Raw genomic sequence first — 18,605 nt, 5'->3', positions numbered from 1 at the left:
CATTCGGACTTATTTTACATATAGCAGCATGGATTTTTCTTAAGGAGCTTGGAATGAACCAATTAGATGCCCTCAAACAGGTCACCACCGTTGTCGCTGATAGTGGAGATATCGAATCTATTCGTCAGTTTGAACCGCAAGATGCCACGACCAATCCCTCTTTGATTCTTAAAGCTGCCGCACTCCCGCAATATAACTCTCTAATAAAAGAAGCGCTGGAATATGCCCGGCTGCAGGGCGGCAATAAAGAAACCCAACTGATCAATGCCAGCGATAAACTGGCTGTTAATATTGGCCTGGAAATTCTGAAAAGTGTACCGGGGCGTATTTCAACCGAAGTTGACGCCCGTCTGTCCTTTGATCGCGGAATGTGTGTTGCGAAAGCCCGCAAGCTCATTGGCATGTACCAGGCTCATGGAATTGATAAATCAAGAATTCTTATCAAACTGGCGTCAACCTGGGAAGGCATCAAAGCCGCGGAAGAGCTGGAAAAAGAAGGGATCAACTGTAACCTGACTCTGCTGTTCTCCTTCGCACAGGCACGTGCCTGTGCAGAAGCTGGCGTTTATCTGATTTCTCCATTTGTTGGCCGCATCTATGATTGGTACAAGGCGAAAGAGCCAAATGCCGCCTACAATGTAGAACAGGATCCCGGCGTTAAATCCGTCAGCGCTATCTACAAATACTACAAAGAGCATCGTTATCAGACGGTGATCATGGGGGCCAGTTTCCGTAAAGTGGAACAAATCTTGGCCCTGGCTGGATGCGATCGTCTAACCATCGCACCAAATCTGTTAGAAGAGCTGAAAAACAATACGGCACCGTTTGAACGCAAACTGTCCCCATCAACAGAGGCGTTCAATCCACCGGCACCATTAAGTGAATCTGAATTCCGCTGGCAGCATAACCAAGATCCGATGGCGGTTGAAAAACTGGCTGAAGGTATTCGCCTATTCGCCGTCGACCAGCAGAAGCTGGAAGATATGCTGTCCGCTCAACTGTAATTAATCGGAGCTGAATATGTCCTCTCGTAAAGAACTGGCCAACGCTATCCGCGCCCTGAGCATGGACGCCGTGCAGAAAGCAAACTCTGGCCACCCTGGTGCCCCAATGGGCATGGCGGACATCGCCGAAGTGTTATGGCGCGACTACCTGAACCATAACCCGACCAACCCACACTGGGCAGACCGCGACCGCTTCGTCCTGTCTAACGGACACGGTTCTATGCTGATTTACAGCCTGCTGCACCTCACCGGTTACGCGCTGCCAATCAAAGAACTGGAAAACTTCCGTCAACTGCATTCTAAAACTCCAGGTCACCCAGAATACGGCTACACCCCAGGTGTTGAAACCACCACGGGCCCATTGGGCCAGGGTATTGCTAACGCCGTAGGTTTTGCTATCGCAGAACGTACGCTGGCTGCACAGTTCAATAAACCAGGCCACGACATCGTTGACCACCACACCTACGCGTTCCTGGGTGACGGTTGTATGATGGAAGGTATCTCTCACGAAGCCTGTTCACTGGCTGGCACCATGAAACTCGGCAAACTGACCGCGTTTTATGATGACAACGGTATCTCTATCGACGGCCACGTAGAAGGCTGGTTCACCGATGATACGGCTAAGCGTTTTGAAGCCTACGGCTGGCACGTTGTGCGCGGTGTTGATGGCCATAATCCAGACGCCATTAAAGCCGCAATCGAAGACGCCCGTAAAGTAACCGACAAACCCTCTCTGTTGATGTGCAAAACCATCATCGGTTTCGGTTCGCCAAACAAAGCCGGCACTCACGACGTGCATGGTGCTGCTCTGGGTGCCGCCGAAGTTGCGGCAACTCGCGAAGCGCTGGGCTGGAAATACGCACCGTTTGAAATCCCACAGGATATCTACGCGCAGTGGGATGCGAAAGAAGCAGGCAAAGCGAAAGAAGCGGCATGGGATGAGAAATTTGCCGCCTATGCAAAAGCCTTCCCTGAGCTGGCTGCTGAGTTCAAACGCCGTGTGAACGGTGAACTGCCTGCCACCTGGAAAGCTGACGCCAAGAAATTTGTTGAGCACCTGCAGGCTAACCCGGCGAACATCGCCAGCCGTAAAGCGTCACAAAACGCGCTGGAAGCCTTCGGTAAAGTGTTGCCTGAATTCCTCGGCGGCTCTGCTGACCTGGCACCAAGCAACCTGACCATGTGGTCTGGCTCTAAAGCGTTGAACGACGACGCAGCGGGTAACTACATCCATTACGGCGTGCGTGAATTCGGCATGACCGCCATCACCAACGGTATCGCGCTGCACGGCGGTTTCCTGCCGTACTCTGCCACCTTCCTGATGTTTGTAGAATACGCGCGTAACGCGGTACGTATGGCGGCGCTGATGAAACTGCGCAACGTGTTCGTTTACACCCACGACTCTATTGGTCTGGGCGAAGACGGCCCGACGCACCAGCCGGTTGAGCAAATCGCCAGCCTGCGCGTCACGCCAAACATGAGCACCTGGCGTCCTGCTGACCAGGTAGAATCAGCGATTGCCTGGCAGTACGGTATCGAGCGCAACGACGGCCCGACCACGCTGATTTTCTCTCGTCAGAACCTGACCCAGCAGCCACGTACCGCTGAGCAACTGGCGAACGTCTACCGCGGTGGTTATATTCTGAAAGATTCAGAAGGCACCCCGGACGTTATCCTGATTGCGACCGGTTCAGAAGTGGGTATCACAGTAGAAGCCGCCGACAAACTGGCCGCTGCGGGCACCAAAGTGCGCGTGGTTTCTATGCCGTCTACCGATGCTTTCGACAAGCAAGACGCCGCTTACCGCGAGTCTGTGCTGCCAGCTGCCGTGACTGCTCGCGTGGCGATTGAAGCGGGTATCGCGGATGCATGGTACAAATACGTTGGCCTGAATGGTGCCATCATTGGGATGACCACCTTCGGTGAGTCGGCGCCTGCGGAGCTTTTGTTCGAAGAGTTCGGTTTCACCGTAGAGAATATTGTTGCTAAGGCGCAGGGCTTACTGAAATAAGTTAAGCAGTTAACGTGCTGAATAAAAATGCCTGGTCAGGGAATGCTGACCGGGCATTTTTTTTAACGCTTTTGCGAAGCGTTGATATCGCTATTTAAAACCGTAACGGTGTAATGTTCGATTTAGGAAGCAATGACCGTTGCTTATTCGGTTTTTAAAACCGGAACAGTGATTTTTCGGTTTCCGAAGTACGGTGTTCAATGCTGCCCCGCAGCCTAAACCGAGTAAAGGAACGAAGGCGCGTTCCTTTACAATCCTGCGCCTTTTCATGGTGTTATATCTCATTCCAATTAGACTATGTTTCAGGTGCCATAGCGACAGGCGCAAATTTCATGGCTCCGCCATGCCTTCCTCGGGTTCGAGCTAACGATAAAGACGTTATCTCTCCACCACTCGTCAGTGAAATTTTGAGTGCGCCACCAGGCTTTTTTAACGTCAAAAACTGCCTCTGCCTTTGAACTTGACCTTAAAAGCCGCTAAGCGCACTCAAAATTTCACCGGCAAGAGGTGAGAGACAATAGTTTTATCATTGGCTCGACCCCGCAGCCGGGCATCCCGGATGGGATGAAATTTGCGCTATCACTGAGGTTTCTGAAACATGGCCTCCGCTGGAATGGAGGCCAATGTATTGAAAGGGCTGGAGATTCCAAAGAGGAAAGCCCCATTTCCTCTTTGGTCGGTTCGGTCAATGGAGCAACATTGAACACCACATTTGAAGAACCGAAAATTACACTGTTCTGGTTTTAAAAACCGAACAAGCAACGGTCATTGCTTCCTCAACCGAAATTTACACCGTTCCGGTTTTACAAAACCGAACAAGCAACGGTTATTGCTTCCTCAACTGAAATATTCACCGTACTGGTTTTAAAAATCCCGTCGTTGATTCGAACGACTAATCCCGTTGTTGATTCTAACGACTAATCCCGCCGTTGATTCGAACGGCCATCCCCGGATTACTGCGGCTCAGCTCCTTTGAAAGGCTCACCATATACATCAAAATAATCACCGAGAATGGTAAACCGCAGAGTACCACTGCCGTCTGCATAGCGCTGAAGTTACCGCTATAGAGCAAGCCAATACAAACAAGCGTGGTGACAACGGCCCAGAATATTCGTAACCATACCGGCGCATCGTCGCTGGATGTTCCGCCTTTGCAGGAAAGATTGGCGATCATTAACGTACCTGAATCAACCGGGGTCATAAACAGCAAGAAGCTGATTAGAATGGTAAAACCGGCGGTGAATTCAGTAAAAGGTAGATACTCAAATAGTTTGAATACTGCCATTGGAGGATCGGCTTGTGCCACGGAACCCAAGATAGCTTGCCCCTGTTCCAGCACTAAACTGATAGCGGTATTGCCAAAAATAGATAGCCAGGCCAACGTAAAGCCCAGCGGAATCAGCAGTACGCCTAAAATCAACTCGCGAATGGTACGGCCTTTAGATATGCGGGCAATAAACAAGCCAACAAACGGCGCCCAGGCAACCCACCATGCCCAGTAAAATAGTGTCCAGGCCCCCTGCCATCTTTGCGCTTTACCATAGAGGTAAAGATCAAAGCTCTTATCGACAATCGATGTCAGATAATCACCAACGTTTTGCACCATTCCGTTGATTAAATCTAATGTCGGGCCGGTGAGGAAAACAAACAGCAGCAATAGACATAAGAAGCCAACGTTAATGTTGGACAACATGGCAATGCCCTTTTCAACACCAGTAACGGCCGCAATGGTCGCTACGATCATCATGACAACAATAAGTACTACCAACACATGTGAACTTTGGTCGATATGGAAAAGATAACTTAGCCCAGAGTTCACCAATAACGCGCCAATTCCCAAATTGGTCACCATGGAAATCACGGTTACTAATATGCCAAAACTATCAACTACATGTCCGGGTAAACCGTGAATTCGCTCACCAAAAATGGGATATAACGCCGAGCGTAACGCTAAGGGCAGACCTTTACAGTAGGCAAAATAAGCTAAGGCGGTAGCAATCAGCGCGTAAAGCGCCCAGCCATGTAAGCCCCAGTGTAAAAAAGTAATCGCCATCGCCTGGCGTGCGGCTTCCACCGTTCCTCCTGCGCCTTCTGGCGGAGAAAGAAAATGATCCAGCGGCTCGTAGGCGCCGTAATAGACCAGCGCAATACCTATACCGGCAGAAAACAGCATCGCCACCCAAGATGGGTAGCTAAATTCTGGTTTTTCATCCTCTTGCCCAAGACGAATATGACCGTGACGAGAGAAAGCCAGCCAGAAAACGAACACCATACAAGCGCTCATCAATAGCATGTAATACCAACCAAACACGTCAGCCACCCAAGTTTGGGCACGGTTTAGCCAAAGCTGACTCCCTTGCGGAAATAAAACAATAAGAATACCAAGCGTGAGTAGCACAATTGCAGAGGTGATAAATACTGGCAGGTTTAGACGTATAGGATGTTCATCGTCGGTTTTTTGACTCATCACTGTCATTTTTTGCTCCATCCGTTTCATACAACAATGGAATATCACTAATAACATTATGGTTACTAAAAATTGACATACTTTTTACAAAATGAATCCTATATTTAATTGAACGACCGTTCAATTAAAAAAAAGAGTATTTATTCGCTGTTCAAAAAAATTCCAGCAGAGATCACAAAACGCGACAAGGAAGGCCGATTACAAGCAGAATATAGCAAGATGGAAATCAACTAGCTGACAACACAAAAAACAGACAACTAGTTGATATAAAAGATAATTAAGATTTGATATGAAAACGAGGCTTATGCGGTAAGTTTTTTATACATCACACTGGTGGCGTGTAATTCACCCCCTACAGAAAGGGCGTAATCTGGAATCACTCCGGCCAGCTGATAGCCAAGACCTTCATACAGAGCAACAGCACTACCGTGAGTATCGGTGTCTAGCACCAGCAAACTCTTCTCTTCAATCAGTGCCAACGTCTCAATACGCTGCATCAGCTGTTTGGCAATCCCCTGGCGTCTTGCTTCTGGATGGACTAAAAGTTTTGACACCTCGGCACGATGTTTACCGTTAGCCGGTGCGCCGACAACCAATTGTACGGTACCGACAATTTTTCCGTGCAGCCGCGCGACCAATAATCGTTTTTCTCCACTAGCAAATGCAGGCAGCAACTTATGCCAAAACACCTGTGCCTGTTGTTTGCTAAAAGGCAGGATAAAACCCACGCTTGCCCCTTGCTCAACGCAGGCAAAAAGCGTATCAGCCAAAGCATCTATATCTGCGGGCGAAAAATCTCGAGAAAATTCGCCAAATTTCAATTCGCCAATGGTTAACATAATGGATTTCCAACGACTCAAGACCAGACAGTGAATGGATAAACTAGGCTATAAAATTCAATTAGGCAACGCGATCCGGCCTGAAAAATGAAGGGAGAGATTTGACCTTATAAACTTGTACTAAAATTTTATATTCGTACAAGTTTATAAATCCGACTACAGTAATATGGCTCGTTGAAAACTCATTGGATTTGTTATGTCTTTATACAGTATTGGTGAAGTAGCCCGCATCTGCGGTATTAATCCCGTCACGCTGCGCGCCTGGCAACGCCGCTATGGTCTATTAAAACCTCAGCGCACCGAAGGTGGACATCGTCAATTTGATGATACTGATCTTGATACCATTCAAACTATTCTGGCTTGGATTAATCGAGGTGTTCCTGTTGGCCAGATTAAGGCGCTGTTAGAAGGCACACTCTCACCGCTGCCCAGCGGTTGGTCACAGTCGGAACAGCGTTTACTTAGTGCGCTACAAGAGTTCCAAACCAGCAAAGCACGACAGATAATTAATGAGCTTGGCCGCGACTATCCAGCTAACGCATTGGTCAACAATGTACTGCGCCCTCTTCGCACTCGTCTGAAATCCCATCCTTCCACTTTGCTCATGTGCAGCCAGCTTGATGGCATGTTGATTGAACATGCTATTACCTGCCTTAATGCCGCCCGCAAAACGCCCGGCATTAACGTGTTGTTACTTGGATGGGGGGACATTGACAGCACAGAACTGTGGCTCGAAGCCATTGTGCGAAGCCAAGATGGCGTACATATCGAATTACTGGCTCAACCTCTCGCAGAACCTCAGTTGGAAGGTATCCAAGCCGCACAAATTCTAGTTTGGGCCGAGGGACGTTTAACAAAGCTTCAGCGTATTCGCTTACAAGAATGGCAACAAATCGGGTTACCTGTGCAGCTACTTGGCAGTGCGGCGCTGCTCGCAACCGCGCCAATCGCAGAGTTAACATTGATTAAGGGATTACATCAAAATAAAGATGAAATCTAGCTCGAGGTTTAGGCGTTTCCCCAAGCCTGGCTTGGCTTGGCTTGGGGTGGCTTTTGAAAGGTAATGCTGAACCGCAGCCAGACGAATTGAAAAAGGATGCTTCATGGTATCGAACCTCCAAATCATGGATAAAAGATCTGGGGTTCAGTGCAAAACTTACACCGTTCTGATGTTAAAACGCCGCCAAAGCACGGCCATTGCTTCAATTTATACCGTTATCGACTTTCCAAAATCGCCTAACCGCGATGTCGGTTTCTAAAAACGAAACGCCCCAGCGTCACCAACAGTACCGCGCTCAAAATAATGACTAATGCCAGCCATTCTACCGGTGATAGCCATTCACCACCGAAACCGATACCGAGCAATACGGCAACGACCGGGTTAACGTATGCGTAACTGGTCGCAATCGCCGGACGCACGGTTTTTAGTAAAAACATATAGGCGCTGATCGCAATCATCGAACCAAATACCACCAAATAGCCCAGCGCCAGGAAGCTGCGTGTGCTTGGCATCGCGTTCAGGTGTTCGCCGGTGAAGTGGCTCGCAATTAATAGCACCACGCCTGCCACGAGCATTTCAACCGCACCGGCCATCAACCCTGCCGGCAATGTTATACGTGCGCTCCATACCGAACCAAACGCCCAGCTTAAAGACGCAATCAGGATAAGTACCGCGCCCCACGGATTGCCGCTCAGGTTGGAACCGGTATTAAGCAACACGATGCCGCACAGACCAATAGCAACACCGGCCCACTCGACACGGCTGTGAGAGATTCCCCAGAAACGGCTAAAGCATAAAGTAAACAACGGTACCGTTGCGACCATGACTGCGGCAATGCCAGAAGGAACATCCATATGTTCAGCCACTGTCACTAACCCATTACCTATCGCCAACAGTAGAATACCTATCGCTCCCGCTGACAGCCATAACCGAAATCCTGGGACTTTATGACCACGAAACAGCAACCAGCTAAACAACACACAACCGGCAACTAAAAAGCGTATTCCAGCCATCATCAACGGTGGCCAACTTTCCACGCCAACGCGAATCACAAAATAAGTTGAGCCCCAAATAAAATAAAGTGCAAATAAAGAAGCAATCAGAGGTAATGCCAAACGAGTGGAGCGAGACATAAGATTTTCTTATCAGCCGAAAGGGTATGGAAGTGATTGAACGATAAAGCATGATACTCGAGCAAGAGAATATTTTTAAATAGAATAATATTATGCGATTTAGATCTACTTCTGCGTAATGAAGCTTGAATATGGCAAGTTTAACGATTGTTTTTGCGAATAAATATCATTCGTAGAAATAACGTCTGGGCCAAGCTGTAGAATGGTTCTATAATCGCTGACTGAATGTTGACCCAACGCTGGATTTAAAATGAGTAACATCGGTAAAAAACTGTTTATCGCCCTCTTTGGATTGATGGCACTCGGCGCAATAGGTGGCGTGATGGTGGCAGGTTATGCCATTGTTATTGAAGAACCAGTTACCCACCCGACAAGTGCTCCGGCACCGACCAGCCAGCCTGCGCAAACGTCCCCTGCGTCCTGAGTACGCTCTCTGGTTAGATACCCTGATTCAATGGTATCAAGCCAGACCCAAAGATAACAAAAACGGCCAGCGGTATTGCAGATACCGCTGGCCGTTTTTGTTATTAATGCGAATTATTTTATGTGAGATGCGTTCGGTTGCCAGCGCTGTAACCAGCGACTGCCTCGTTCAAACAACATGTCTACGATGATCGCTAGCAGTGCGACAATCAGCGCACCTTGTAAAACATAAGCCGTATTAAAGCCACTTAATCCAATAATAATCGGTGAGCCCAGACTTTGGGTGCCGACGGTGGAAGCAATTGCCGCGGTGCCGATATTGATAATCACCGAAGTACGAATGCCAGACAGAATCACCGGTGCAGCTAAAGGAAGCTCAACGCGGGTAAGGATTTGCCAAGGGCTCATGCCAACACCTTTGGCAATTTCACGCGCCGAAGCAGGCACCGACTCCACTCCGGCCAATGTGCCTTGCACAATCGGCAACAGGCCATATAACACTAACGCAATAATGGCCGGTTTTTCGCTAAATCCCATCGCTGGGATCGCCACGGCCAGAACCGCCACCGGGGGAAAGGTTTGCCCTACCGCCACAATGGTTTCGACAATAGAACGAAACTCTTTGCCCGCCTCTCGGGTGACAGCAATTCCGGAACTCAGACCAATAATAATGGCTAGAAGGCTCGAGATGCCCACCAGCATTAAATGTGCCTCAACCAGTTGAGCAAAACTATCTTGCAGATAAACGGGCTGATCGACATGAGGAAATAACCAGTGAAAAAAACCGCTCAGTGAGGTCATGCCGAAAACCAACGCCAGCAATAATAAAATGACCCACGGCAGCGGATCTTTTACCCAGCGCAGCAGCGACGATCCTGACATTGTAGATTGTTGTTTCATCACGACTCCCTTTCTGCCACCAGATCGGCAAAATGCAGTACGCCCAGTGCTTGCCCCTGTTCATCAATCACTGGCAATTGTTGCGTATGGCGTGCGACGAATATCGATAACGCTTCTCGCAGCGTCATCGACGCGAGAATAGGTTCACCTTGCGCCGTTTGCCCGCGACGAACACGCTCACTCACCAAGCCCAGGGAAAGCAATTTGATACCCATATCACTGCGACCAAAAAAGTCTCGCACAAATGGCGTTGCCGGTTTAGTTAGCATCTCCAACGGCGTGCCTTGCTGAACAATCTGTCCTTCATTAAGCAAAACAATACGATCTGCCAGGCTTAATGCTTCATCAATATCATGAGTAACCAGCACAATGGTGCGTCCCAAAAGCTGGTGGATACGCGCAATCTCTTGCTGTAAAGCCGTTCGTGTCACAGGATCCAACGCGCCGAAAGGTTCGTCCATTAACAACACATCTGGGTCAGCCGCAAGCGCACGCGCCACGCCAACTCGCTGTTGTTGGCCGCCGGAAAGTTGGTGCGGATAACGATGGCGAAACTGTTCTGGCTCTAAGTGCAATAGCTCCAGCAGTTCGGTCACACGATCGCGAATTTTATTTTTCGGCCATTTCAACAGTTGCGGCACGGTAGCGATATTCTCTTCCACCGTCCAATGAGGAAACAGGCCGATAGATTGAATGGCATAGCCCATTCGGCGGCGTAGTTCTTGTGCTCGTAGTTTTTCTATCGGCTCACCCGCAAAAGTAATGCTGCCGCGATCGTGCTCGATCAAACGATTAATCATTTTCAGTGTGGTCGATTTGCCCGACCCCGACGTACCGATAAGCACGGTGAACTCGCCTTGTGCGATGTCCAGCGTAAGGTCCCGAACCACGGCTTTGCCCGCAAAATGTTTACTGACTTGTTTGAAATGAATCATTTGCGTGAAGTTTCCAAGATTGAGACCAAAAATTTAAATAAACCATCGACAATGACTGCCATCAATATCGCCGGGATCACCCCAAGCAGTACCAAATCTAGAGCACTGCTGAGAAGCCCTTGGAACATAATGGCACCTAGTCCGCCTGCGCCAATCAACGCGGCAACCATGGCCATACCGACGGTTTGCACAGCGACAATACGAATACCGGATAAGATCACCGGCAAGGCGATAGGAATTTGTGCTTTAAAAAAGACCTGTGAGCGACTCATGCCCATACCACGCGCTGATTCCAATACATTTTCAGGTACTGACCCCAAGCCCGCGATGACGCTGCGTACCAGTGGCAATAATGAATAAAGTACCAGAGCAATAATGGCAGGTGCCACGCCGATGCCACTAATTCCTATCGCAGAGAGCCAAGGCAAAGCTTTAGCCAATCCGGCAAGCGGTGCTAATAGCAGGCCAAATAAAGCAATAGAAGGGATGGTTTGAATGATATTAAGTAGCGGAAGGATCACCGCTTTCCAACGTGCAGAGTTGGTACAAATCAATCCAAGCGGCACGCCAATCAAAATGGCGGGCAATAAAGTTCCGAGCAGAATCCCCAGATGCTGCCATAGTGCCGCATTAAACACATCGGAGCGGTTATCGTATTCTTTCAATAGGGAGAGCTGAGAGAGTTGCCCGCTAGCCAATAACAAGATCACCGGGACCGCTATCTGCACATTAAGCAGAATGCGCCAACTATGGCTGCGGGTAAGTCGGCTAATCGCATCACTGGCGATCAGCAGCGCCAGCGCGGCGCAGCTCCAAAAGCCGGAGCCAAACGAGGTGCGTGCCAGGCTATCCTCATCACCGCCGGTTAAAACTAACGCGGTATGTCCCGATAAACCAACGAGTCCGGCCAACAAAATCTCAGCCATCAGCAAAACCAATAAATGGCTGCGTCGAGAGGGAGAAATAAAAGATAGCAGCAACAAGAAAAATACTGGGATCACGAGCAATAAGGCGAAGCCGTGCAGCAGGCTAAACAGCGAAATTCCCTGCCCAGAGATCAAACGGTTAGGTGCGTGACTAAGAAATGCCAGCCCGCTGCCTGCCGCTATTAACAAGACTACCAGCGTTAACAACACGCGATTCTTTACAGCGTACGTCAAAAAAACACTCCCAGCCTGTGCGGCAGCTCGCCACCAACACAGGCATCGTTTCGCTATCGATTAAAAGACATCCTACTGTGTGCTTTTAATACAAGCTTTTATTTTTTAATAAAACCTTTCTCTTGCAGATACTTCGCCGCGACTTTTTTCGCATCCTGACCGCCAACGGCAATCTGAGCGTTGAGTTTTTGCAAGGTTTTCGCATCCAGTGAGTCGAACACAGGTTTCAGCAAGTCAGGAATATTTGGGTGCTCTTTCAACACCGCTTCACGAATAATCGGGGCCGGTGCATAGATTGGCTGTACGCCTTTTGGGTCTTCAAGCGTTTGCAGGCCTAATGCCGCCACTGGACCATCAGTGCCGTAAGCCATCGCCGCATTCACACCGGAGGTTTTTTCTGCAGCAGCTTTGATAGTCACCGCAGTATCACCACCGGCTAATGATAATAATTGGCTTTGTTTGAGTTTGAAGTCATAGGCGTTTTCAAAGGCTGGTAGCGCGTCTGGACGCGCAATAAATTCCGCTGATGCGGCCAATTTGAAATCACCACCGCCATCAATCCACTTGCCTAAATCAGCCAACGTTTTGAGGTGATTAGCATTGGCGACATCCTGACGAACGGCGATAGTCCAGGTGTTATTCGCTGGTGATGGTGAGAGCCAGACAATTTTATTTTTGTCGTAATCGAGCTGTTTGACTTTCTCGTAGCCAGCTTGAGCATTCTTCCAAGCCGGATCTTTTTCGTCAGAGAAGAAGAAAGCCCCATTACCAGTATATTCAGGGTAGATATCAATCTCACCCGAGGTGATGGCACCGCGCAATACGCTCGTGGTACCGAGCTGCAATTTATTCACCGTTTTGATGCCGTTAGCATCAAGAACTTGCACGATCAGGTTACCGAGCAGTGAACCTTCTGTATCAATTTTTGAGCCAACGGTTACGTTATCTGCGGCCTGTGCCGACATACTCAATGTAGTTAACACCGCCAATGCTACGGCACTGACCATTCCCCTAACTCGCCCACGCCCTGTCATGTTATTGCCTCTTATAAATTATTAGTAAGCCAGATTTGTAGATAAAGAAAACGCATCTCTTCATAGAATGAGAACGTTACAAGAATAGCCTAATTTTTGTGGGTGAACATAAAATGGCGGTCATCAAAGCAGCAGAGCAACGCGGAGTAAACTAACAATTAATGCTTAGCTTTTCACAAAAATAGCTAAACGGGAGATATGGATATGACAACAAAAGCAGGCAGCAAAATCATCAATGCAGCAGTCGTACGTGGGAGTAATCAGCGATTTACTTTCGAAGATATTCGTATCGACACCCCCGAAAAAAACGAAGTCCTCGTTCGGATAAAGGCCTGTGGCCTTAGCCATATCGATATCGGTTGCCGCAGCGAAGGCGCTATTTTGGGCCACGAAGGTGCGGGGATTGTTGAGCAAGTCGGTCAGGATGTCACCAGTGTTAAACCCGGCGATCACGTATTGCTATCTTACCAATCCTGCGGCGCTTGCCCAGCTTGTGATGAAGGCAGGCCGGCTGAATGTGCGCACTTCTCTACGCTTAACCTTGGTTTTAGCCGCCTTGATGGCAGCAGCGCTTATCCATCAGAGGTGAAAGGCCACTTCTTTGGTCAGTCCTCTTTCGCCAGCCATGCGCTGGTGACTGAACGCAACCTGATCAAAATTGACCCTTCCCTACCGTTATCACTGCTCGCCCCCTTAGGCTGCGGTATGCAAACCGGTGCGGGCACCGTGTTCAATAGCCTTAATGTGCAACCCGGACAAAGCGTATTAGTCATGGGCGTAGGCCCGGTGGGATTAGCCGCGATTATGGCTGCTAAGGTCGCAGGCGCAACGACGATTATTGCCGTTGACCAGCACGCTTCTCGTTTAAAATTAGCTCAGCAGTTGGGGGCGACCGAAGTGATCGATGCCGACAGTGAAAATGAGCTGATTACACTATGCCCAAGCATGGATTACGTCATTGATACCACAGGTATTAGCCATCTTGCCGAGTTGGGCCGCGATGTGCTTAAAAACGATGGCATTATGGTGACGCTAACCAAAGCCAGTAGCGAAACCTTATCGCGAGGACGCAAGGTCATTGGTGTCATTCAAGGGGATGCGGTACCCCAGACATTTATTCCTAAGCTGATTGCACTTTGGCAGGCGGGTCAGTTCCCGCTCGAGGCACTGATCAGTGAGTACCCAATCACCGATATCAATCAGGCGGTGACAGATATGCATCACAACAACATAATCAAAGCGGTACTTAAGTGGGACGAGGCGTCCTAAACCCATTAGGCATCTCTCTGCATCGATGATTTCAATTTAATAGAGAGATGTCTGTTAAAACAACTCATGTATCCAGCATTTGAGCGTTGAAAGGTCGTGCTGATAGGTAAACGTGCCTCCACCAAATCGATTCAGAGTAATCGTTCTATTTCAAATAACCTCTGCTTCTAATTTAGAACCGAAAAATACGGAAAAAGACTTGTGATGGAAGGGCTAGCGCCTCTATTCTCGAATTTTTCCAATAAGCGTAATACTCGACATGTCGACTTCTTTTGCGGCCTCTTCCGCCGCAGCTTCAGGGAACCACTCTCACTCAGCAGCAGGCGATAACCCAGCCATCATCCGTTCCGCCGCTGATATTACTCGCCTGGTAAACCAAGGCGCATCAACGCTCAGCGATGCGCGTATCGTTATTGCTATCGCGCTCGGCGGCGTTTTCCTCGACGCCTATGATTTAGGCGCGCTGGCGTTTGGCATGAAAGATATCACCCGCGAGTTTGGACTTAGCCCGTCTGGCGCGGGCATGGTCGCCTCGGCGATTACCTTTGGTGCTATTATTGGCGCGCTGTTTGGCGGCTATCTGACCGACAAAATTGGCCGCTACCGCGTGTTTATGGCAGATATGTTCTTCTTCGTCGTAGCTGCGCTTGCCTGTGCTTTTGCTCCTAACGAATGGGTGCTAGGCGCATCTCGTTTTGTGATGGGGCTAGGCGTTGGCCTGGACTTGCCGGTAGCAATGGCTTTCTTAGCCGAGTTCTCTAAATTATCGGGACGCGGAAATAAAGCCTCACGTATCGCGATGTGGTGCCCAACCTGGTACGCCGCTATCAGTATTTCCTATCTGTTAGTGCTACTGCTTTATGCGGTATTGCCTGCCGGGCATACTGATTGGTTATGGCGACTGATTCTCGGCTTTGGCGCGGTTCCTGCCCTGCTGATCATCGCGATTCGCCATCGTTACATGAATGAATCACCGGTATGGGCGGCGAATCAGGGCAATCTTTCCGAAGCGGCCGATATTTTACGCCGTTCGTACAATATCAATGCTGTCGTTGCCGAAGACGCTGATTTGCAACCGCAGGTTAAAGTGCGTAAAGCCGCGTGGAAGAATTATGCCACTCTGCTGCAAGGTGTTTATTTACGTCGTACTATTTTGGCAACGGTGACATCTATTGCCTCGTCGTTCGCCTATAACGCGGTGGCATTTGGCCTGCCGGTGATTTTGTCCAGTTTCCTGGCACAATCAATGATGAGCACGATTCTGGTTTCACTGGCGCTGAATCTTGGCTTTGCTTTTGTCGGCGGTTTGCTGGCGGTTAGGTTAGTCCCTAAGCTTGGCGCATGGAAAATGTCGGTTGCAGGCTATAGCTGCCAGGTTATTGCGCTGATCGGTTTGGCGCTGATTGGCCGCCCTGCTGATGGTGCAGAAGCGGCAATTTCTATCGCGATGTTAGCCCTGTTCTTATTTGGTCAAGGTTTCGGTCCCGGTTCTCATACCATGACATTCGCCTCGTTAAGCTACCCAACCTCACTGCGTGGAATGGGCGTTGGCTTTAACCAAACCTTAATGCGCGGCAGTTCCACCTTGTCACTGTTTCTATTCCCGGTGCTGGCCGCGGCGCTGGGTACTGGCGTGTTCTGGGTTATCGCCTTCGCTCCCCTGCTAGGACTTATCGCGTTACTAGCTATTCGCTGGGAGCCGTCAGGTTACGACATTGATGCCGAAGATTTTCTAGAGAAAAAATAATGCCCCGTCAGGGAGGCTCAAACCTCCCTGATAAGCACTGTAATCAGGGTGTCACCTGGTCGTTTTAAATTTGTCTCAATAAAAACGAACCAGGTGAATACAGCATGTCCGTTAATCCCTCCACCGCCCCAAAACTCTCTGAAACCGTCATTGACCCAAGCGTCAGAATGCGGGAAAGTCAGATTGGTAAATCCTGCGAGATTCTGCGTAATAGCTACGTTGAGTATTCGCTACTCGGTGATTTCTCATATCTCGGAGAAAATTGCTGCGTGGCAGATAGTGAGATTGGCAAGTTTACTGCCATTGCGAACAATGTCCGCTTAGGTGCGCCTAATCATCCGATGGGCCGGGCATCCCAACACCGTTTCACCTACTGCGCCGACTATTACGTGGTTGATGGCAAACGCGATACAGAATTTTTCGCCTCGCGCCGCGATGCCAAAGTGATTATTGGTAACGATGTGTGGATTGGTCACGGCGTAACCGTGCTTCCTGGTGTCACCGTTGGGGATGGTGCGATTCTGGCCGCCGGTGCCGTCGTCAGTAAAGATGTCGCGCCTTATACCATTGTCGGCGGTGTACCAGCCAAACTCATCCGCCTGCGTTTTAGTAAAGACATTGCTGAACGTTTGCAGAGAATTGCTTGGTGGAACTGGCCTGCAGAACAACTGTTTGCCAATCTCAATGCATTTCAGTCAGAAGATATTGCCGCATTTTGCGAGCGCTGGGATAGATCACAATAGAGAAAATGGCGGGGATAACGAAGTGAATAAGGATGTCACTAACAAAAAAGCGCCGAACAACCGCCCGGCGCTTTACTGATTTTACAAATTATAACGGTACAGCCAGTAGTTGCCGCCAGCTGTGCATCACTAAATCAATCAACCGCGCTAACTGCTCATTGCTGGTGCCGTCTCGCGCCTGTACCGACATCCCTTGCACGACAGTGGATATATATTTCGCCATCAGCGCACAGTCGATATTTTGTGGTAAATCTTGGCTACGTTTCTTTTCATCCAAAAAATTACGCAGCGTACTTTCTTGAGAAAGATGCAGTGAACGCAGCATCTCTGCAATATCTTTTGAAGAAGAAGACATACCTGAGGCGGCATTGATGATAAAACATCCGCTCGGTGTGTCACGGTCAGTAAACATATCCGCGATAGTGCGCAAATATTGTTCTACGGTCTGTTCTACAGATAAATCCGTTCTATCTAGCAGTCTGAAGCTTTTTTTATAGAAAGCATCAAGATAGTGCTCAACTGCGGCGCGAAACAGCCCTTCTTTATTACCAAACTCAGCATATAAAGTCGGTGCCTTCGCCCCGGTAGCCTCAACCAGGTCAGCAAGTGACGTAGCTTCATAACCATGAAGCCAGAACAAATTTAACGCCTTTTTCAACGCCGTTTCGCGCTCAAATTGTTTTGGACGCCCGCGACATTTACGGACAGGTGTTGTCTGTTCAGTACTCATTACACCCTCCCCTAAACCACCAAAGTGATTCTTCTTACAAATAAATTAACGATCATTATCAAAAAATGTTGCGCATAAGTCCAGCGGAGATTAGCATTAAATTATCAATCATTAACTAAATGATTATCGCTGCAAGCAACGAAAGTATCTGCTTGAAGAATCAAGACATAACATCATGAAAAACTTAAAACTAATCTTAGCAATTATGACAACTATGGTAATAACCGCTCCCCCTGCTATCAATATTGCCGCCCTGTAACGGCACATGACAGCAATACCATACCACCCATCAACCGATAGCCAAAATACCTTCCTAGCTAACCTTATTGTTGTGACAGGAATAGCAGCATCGGAAAGATAATGTTTTCACGCATGTTTTTTTGGATAAATTGCGATCAGCACAATTAGTTAACGATTGATAAAAAAATGTGTTGCGTCGGATGTGATCCAAGTCTAACATTTAATTATCGAACGTTAACTAATAACGACGACGTAATCAGAAAGCTGAATAAGTCACTAAACAGATTCAGCAAACACTATCTAAATTGGAGTAAACATCATGAAAAACATCGCTATGACTATCGCTGCTATCGCACTGGCTTCTGCATCATTCACTACATTTGCTGCAACAGAAGTTCAATCTGCACCAGCAGGCCAACAAAGCATTGGCGTAGTAAGTGCAACTGCAGGCAATGACTTAGGCAGCTTGGAACACAAACTGGCCGCTAAAGCTGAAAAACAAGGTGCAAGCTCATACCGCATTATTTCTGCCGGTGGTGACAACTACCTGTACGGTACCGCTGAAATCTATAAATAAGGTTTAGCGTTGAAAAATTAGCCCTGTCACTCATCACGCAGTAACTTATTGATTAACAAGAATAGATTAACAAAAAAGTTTGTAAATCCAGATAATCACTTAGTCATTCGAGAGATAAACGACATCAGGTCGTTAACGGAGGACTAAGTGGCTATCAAAAAAGAAGGAACGCAGATCATGAAAAACTTAACTATGACTCTCGCTGCTATTGCGCTGGTTAGCGCATCGTTCACTACATTCGCTGCTTCTAACGTGCAATCAGCGGTTAGTGATAATCAAAATGTGATGACAGTGACGGCTTCATCGAGCCAAGACCAGAATCCTATGGCAAGTAGCGATCAACAAAGCAACAAAGTTGTTCAACGTCACATGCAACGTTATTAATAGATAGAA

Annotated in this window: 17 protein-coding genes; 9 read left to right on the top strand and 8 right to left on the bottom strand. The window is 48.5% G+C overall.

Annotated features, from left to right (window positions below; translation table 11 throughout):
* Nucleotides 1–53: 53 nt before the first annotated feature.
* Together tal and tkt are read left to right on the top strand one after the other, a co-directional pair.
* The gene (gene tal, locus ACL9RG_RS16905; protein ID WP_422793798.1) at nucleotides 54–1,004 is read left to right on the top strand and encodes a transaldolase; all 951 of its coding nucleotides are present in this window, start codon (nucleotides 54–56) and stop codon (nucleotides 1,002–1,004) included.
* A gap of 16 nt (nucleotides 1,005–1,020) precedes the next feature.
* A complete protein-coding gene (gene tkt, locus ACL9RG_RS16900) occupies nucleotides 1,021–3,015 on the top strand; it encodes a transketolase (RefSeq protein ID WP_422793797.1) in 1,995 nt (664 codons plus the stop codon).
* A gap of 910 nt (nucleotides 3,016–3,925) precedes the next feature.
* Here the strand turns inward: tkt and ACL9RG_RS16895 are convergent.
* Together ACL9RG_RS16895 and ACL9RG_RS16890 are read right to left on the bottom strand one after the other, a co-directional pair.
* A complete protein-coding gene (locus ACL9RG_RS16895; RefSeq protein ID WP_422793796.1) occupies nucleotides 3,926–5,491 on the bottom strand; it encodes a BCCT family transporter in 1,566 nt (521 codons plus the stop codon).
* A gap of 293 nt (nucleotides 5,492–5,784) precedes the next feature.
* Nucleotides 5,785–6,321 (bottom strand): GNAT family N-acetyltransferase, encoded by a 537-nt coding sequence (locus ACL9RG_RS16890; RefSeq protein WP_422793795.1) that lies wholly within the window; start codon nucleotides 6,319–6,321, stop codon nucleotides 5,785–5,787.
* A 196-nt stretch (nucleotides 6,322–6,517) separates the two neighbouring features.
* Between ACL9RG_RS16890 and ACL9RG_RS16885 the strand changes: the two genes are divergently transcribed.
* Nucleotides 6,518–7,321, top strand: coding sequence for a MerR family transcriptional regulator (locus ACL9RG_RS16885; RefSeq protein WP_422793794.1), 804 nt, complete (start codon nucleotides 6,518–6,520; stop codon nucleotides 7,319–7,321).
* A 236-nt stretch (nucleotides 7,322–7,557) separates the two neighbouring features.
* Here ACL9RG_RS16885 and yedA read toward each other — a convergent pair whose 3' ends face one another.
* The gene (gene yedA / locus ACL9RG_RS16880; protein WP_422793793.1) at nucleotides 7,558–8,454 is read right to left on the bottom strand and encodes a drug/metabolite exporter YedA; all 897 of its coding nucleotides are present in this window, start codon (nucleotides 8,452–8,454) and stop codon (nucleotides 7,558–7,560) included.
* 250 nt (nucleotides 8,455–8,704) lie between these two features.
* Here yedA and ACL9RG_RS16875 point away from each other — a divergent pair, with 250 nt between their 5' ends.
* Entirely contained in the window at nucleotides 8,705–8,878 is a 174-nt protein-coding gene (locus ACL9RG_RS16875; RefSeq protein ID WP_422793792.1) for a hypothetical protein, read from the top strand.
* Nucleotides 8,879–8,991: 113 nt separating this feature from the next.
* On the opposite strand, the gene ACL9RG_RS16870 is transcribed toward ACL9RG_RS16875, so the two are convergent.
* The 4 genes from ACL9RG_RS16870 to osmF all read right to left on the bottom strand — a co-directional run bounded on the left by ACL9RG_RS16870 (nucleotide 8,992) and on the right by osmF (nucleotide 12,906).
* Nucleotides 8,992–9,777 carry an ABC transporter permease gene (locus tag ACL9RG_RS16870; protein ID WP_422793791.1) on the bottom strand — a complete coding sequence of 262 codons (786 nt, stop codon included), beginning with the start codon at nucleotides 9,775–9,777 and terminating at the stop codon, nucleotides 8,992–8,994.
* Entirely contained in the window at nucleotides 9,777–10,712 is a 936-nt protein-coding gene (locus tag ACL9RG_RS16865) for an ABC transporter ATP-binding protein (RefSeq protein ID WP_422793790.1), read from the bottom strand. Before ACL9RG_RS16865 ends, ACL9RG_RS16870 begins: the two co-directional genes overlap by 1 nt.
* Nucleotides 10,709–11,872, bottom strand: coding sequence for an ABC transporter permease (locus tag ACL9RG_RS16860; RefSeq protein ID WP_422793789.1), 1,164 nt, complete (start codon nucleotides 11,870–11,872; stop codon nucleotides 10,709–10,711). The genes ACL9RG_RS16865 and ACL9RG_RS16860 overlap by 4 nt, the downstream gene beginning before the upstream one ends.
* Before the next feature lie 98 nt (nucleotides 11,873–11,970).
* Nucleotides 11,971–12,906, bottom strand: a complete 936-nt coding sequence (gene osmF / locus ACL9RG_RS16855; RefSeq protein WP_422793788.1) for a glycine betaine ABC transporter substrate-binding protein OsmF — start codon at nucleotides 12,904–12,906, stop codon at nucleotides 11,971–11,973.
* 204 nt (nucleotides 12,907–13,110) lie between these two features.
* Here osmF and ACL9RG_RS16850 point away from each other — a divergent pair, with 204 nt between their 5' ends.
* The 3 genes from ACL9RG_RS16850 to ACL9RG_RS16840 all read left to right on the top strand — a co-directional run bounded on the left by ACL9RG_RS16850 (nucleotide 13,111) and on the right by ACL9RG_RS16840 (nucleotide 16,665).
* The gene (locus tag ACL9RG_RS16850; RefSeq protein ID WP_422793787.1) at nucleotides 13,111–14,175 is read left to right on the top strand and encodes an NAD(P)-dependent alcohol dehydrogenase; all 1,065 of its coding nucleotides are present in this window, start codon (nucleotides 13,111–13,113) and stop codon (nucleotides 14,173–14,175) included.
* 259 nt (nucleotides 14,176–14,434) lie between these two features.
* On the top strand, nucleotides 14,435–15,922 hold the full coding sequence (locus ACL9RG_RS16845; protein ID WP_422793786.1) for an MFS transporter: 1,488 nt from the start codon (nucleotides 14,435–14,437) through the stop codon (nucleotides 15,920–15,922).
* Nucleotides 15,923–16,026: 104 nt separating this feature from the next.
* A complete protein-coding gene (locus tag ACL9RG_RS16840) occupies nucleotides 16,027–16,665 on the top strand; it encodes a DapH/DapD/GlmU-related protein (RefSeq protein ID WP_422793785.1) in 639 nt (212 codons plus the stop codon).
* An 88-nt stretch (nucleotides 16,666–16,753) separates the two neighbouring features.
* On the opposite strand, the gene ACL9RG_RS16835 is transcribed toward ACL9RG_RS16840, so the two are convergent.
* Nucleotides 16,754–17,395: a TetR/AcrR family transcriptional regulator gene (locus ACL9RG_RS16835; protein WP_422793784.1), complete on the bottom strand. Its 642-nt coding sequence runs from the start codon at nucleotides 17,393–17,395 to the stop codon at nucleotides 16,754–16,756.
* A 559-nt stretch (nucleotides 17,396–17,954) separates the two neighbouring features.
* On the opposite strand from ACL9RG_RS16835, the gene bhsA reads away from it, so the two are divergent.
* Nucleotides 17,955–18,212, top strand: a complete 258-nt coding sequence (bhsA, locus tag ACL9RG_RS16830; RefSeq protein ID WP_422793783.1) for a multiple stress resistance protein BhsA — start codon at nucleotides 17,955–17,957, stop codon at nucleotides 18,210–18,212.
* Between the two features lie 177 nt (nucleotides 18,213–18,389).
* A complete protein-coding gene (locus ACL9RG_RS16825; protein WP_422793782.1) occupies nucleotides 18,390–18,596 on the top strand; it encodes a multiple stress resistance protein BhsA in 207 nt (68 codons plus the stop codon).
* Nucleotides 18,597–18,605: the final 9 nt, after the last annotated feature.

It is taken from the genome of Rouxiella sp. Mn2063, from assembly GCF_049319665.1.
In the GTDB taxonomy this organism is placed as follows: Bacteria; Pseudomonadota; Gammaproteobacteria; order Enterobacterales; family Enterobacteriaceae; genus JBMOUD01.
Note: the sequence above shows the minus strand (reverse complement) of the source record. Positions and strands in the feature narration are given on the sequence as shown.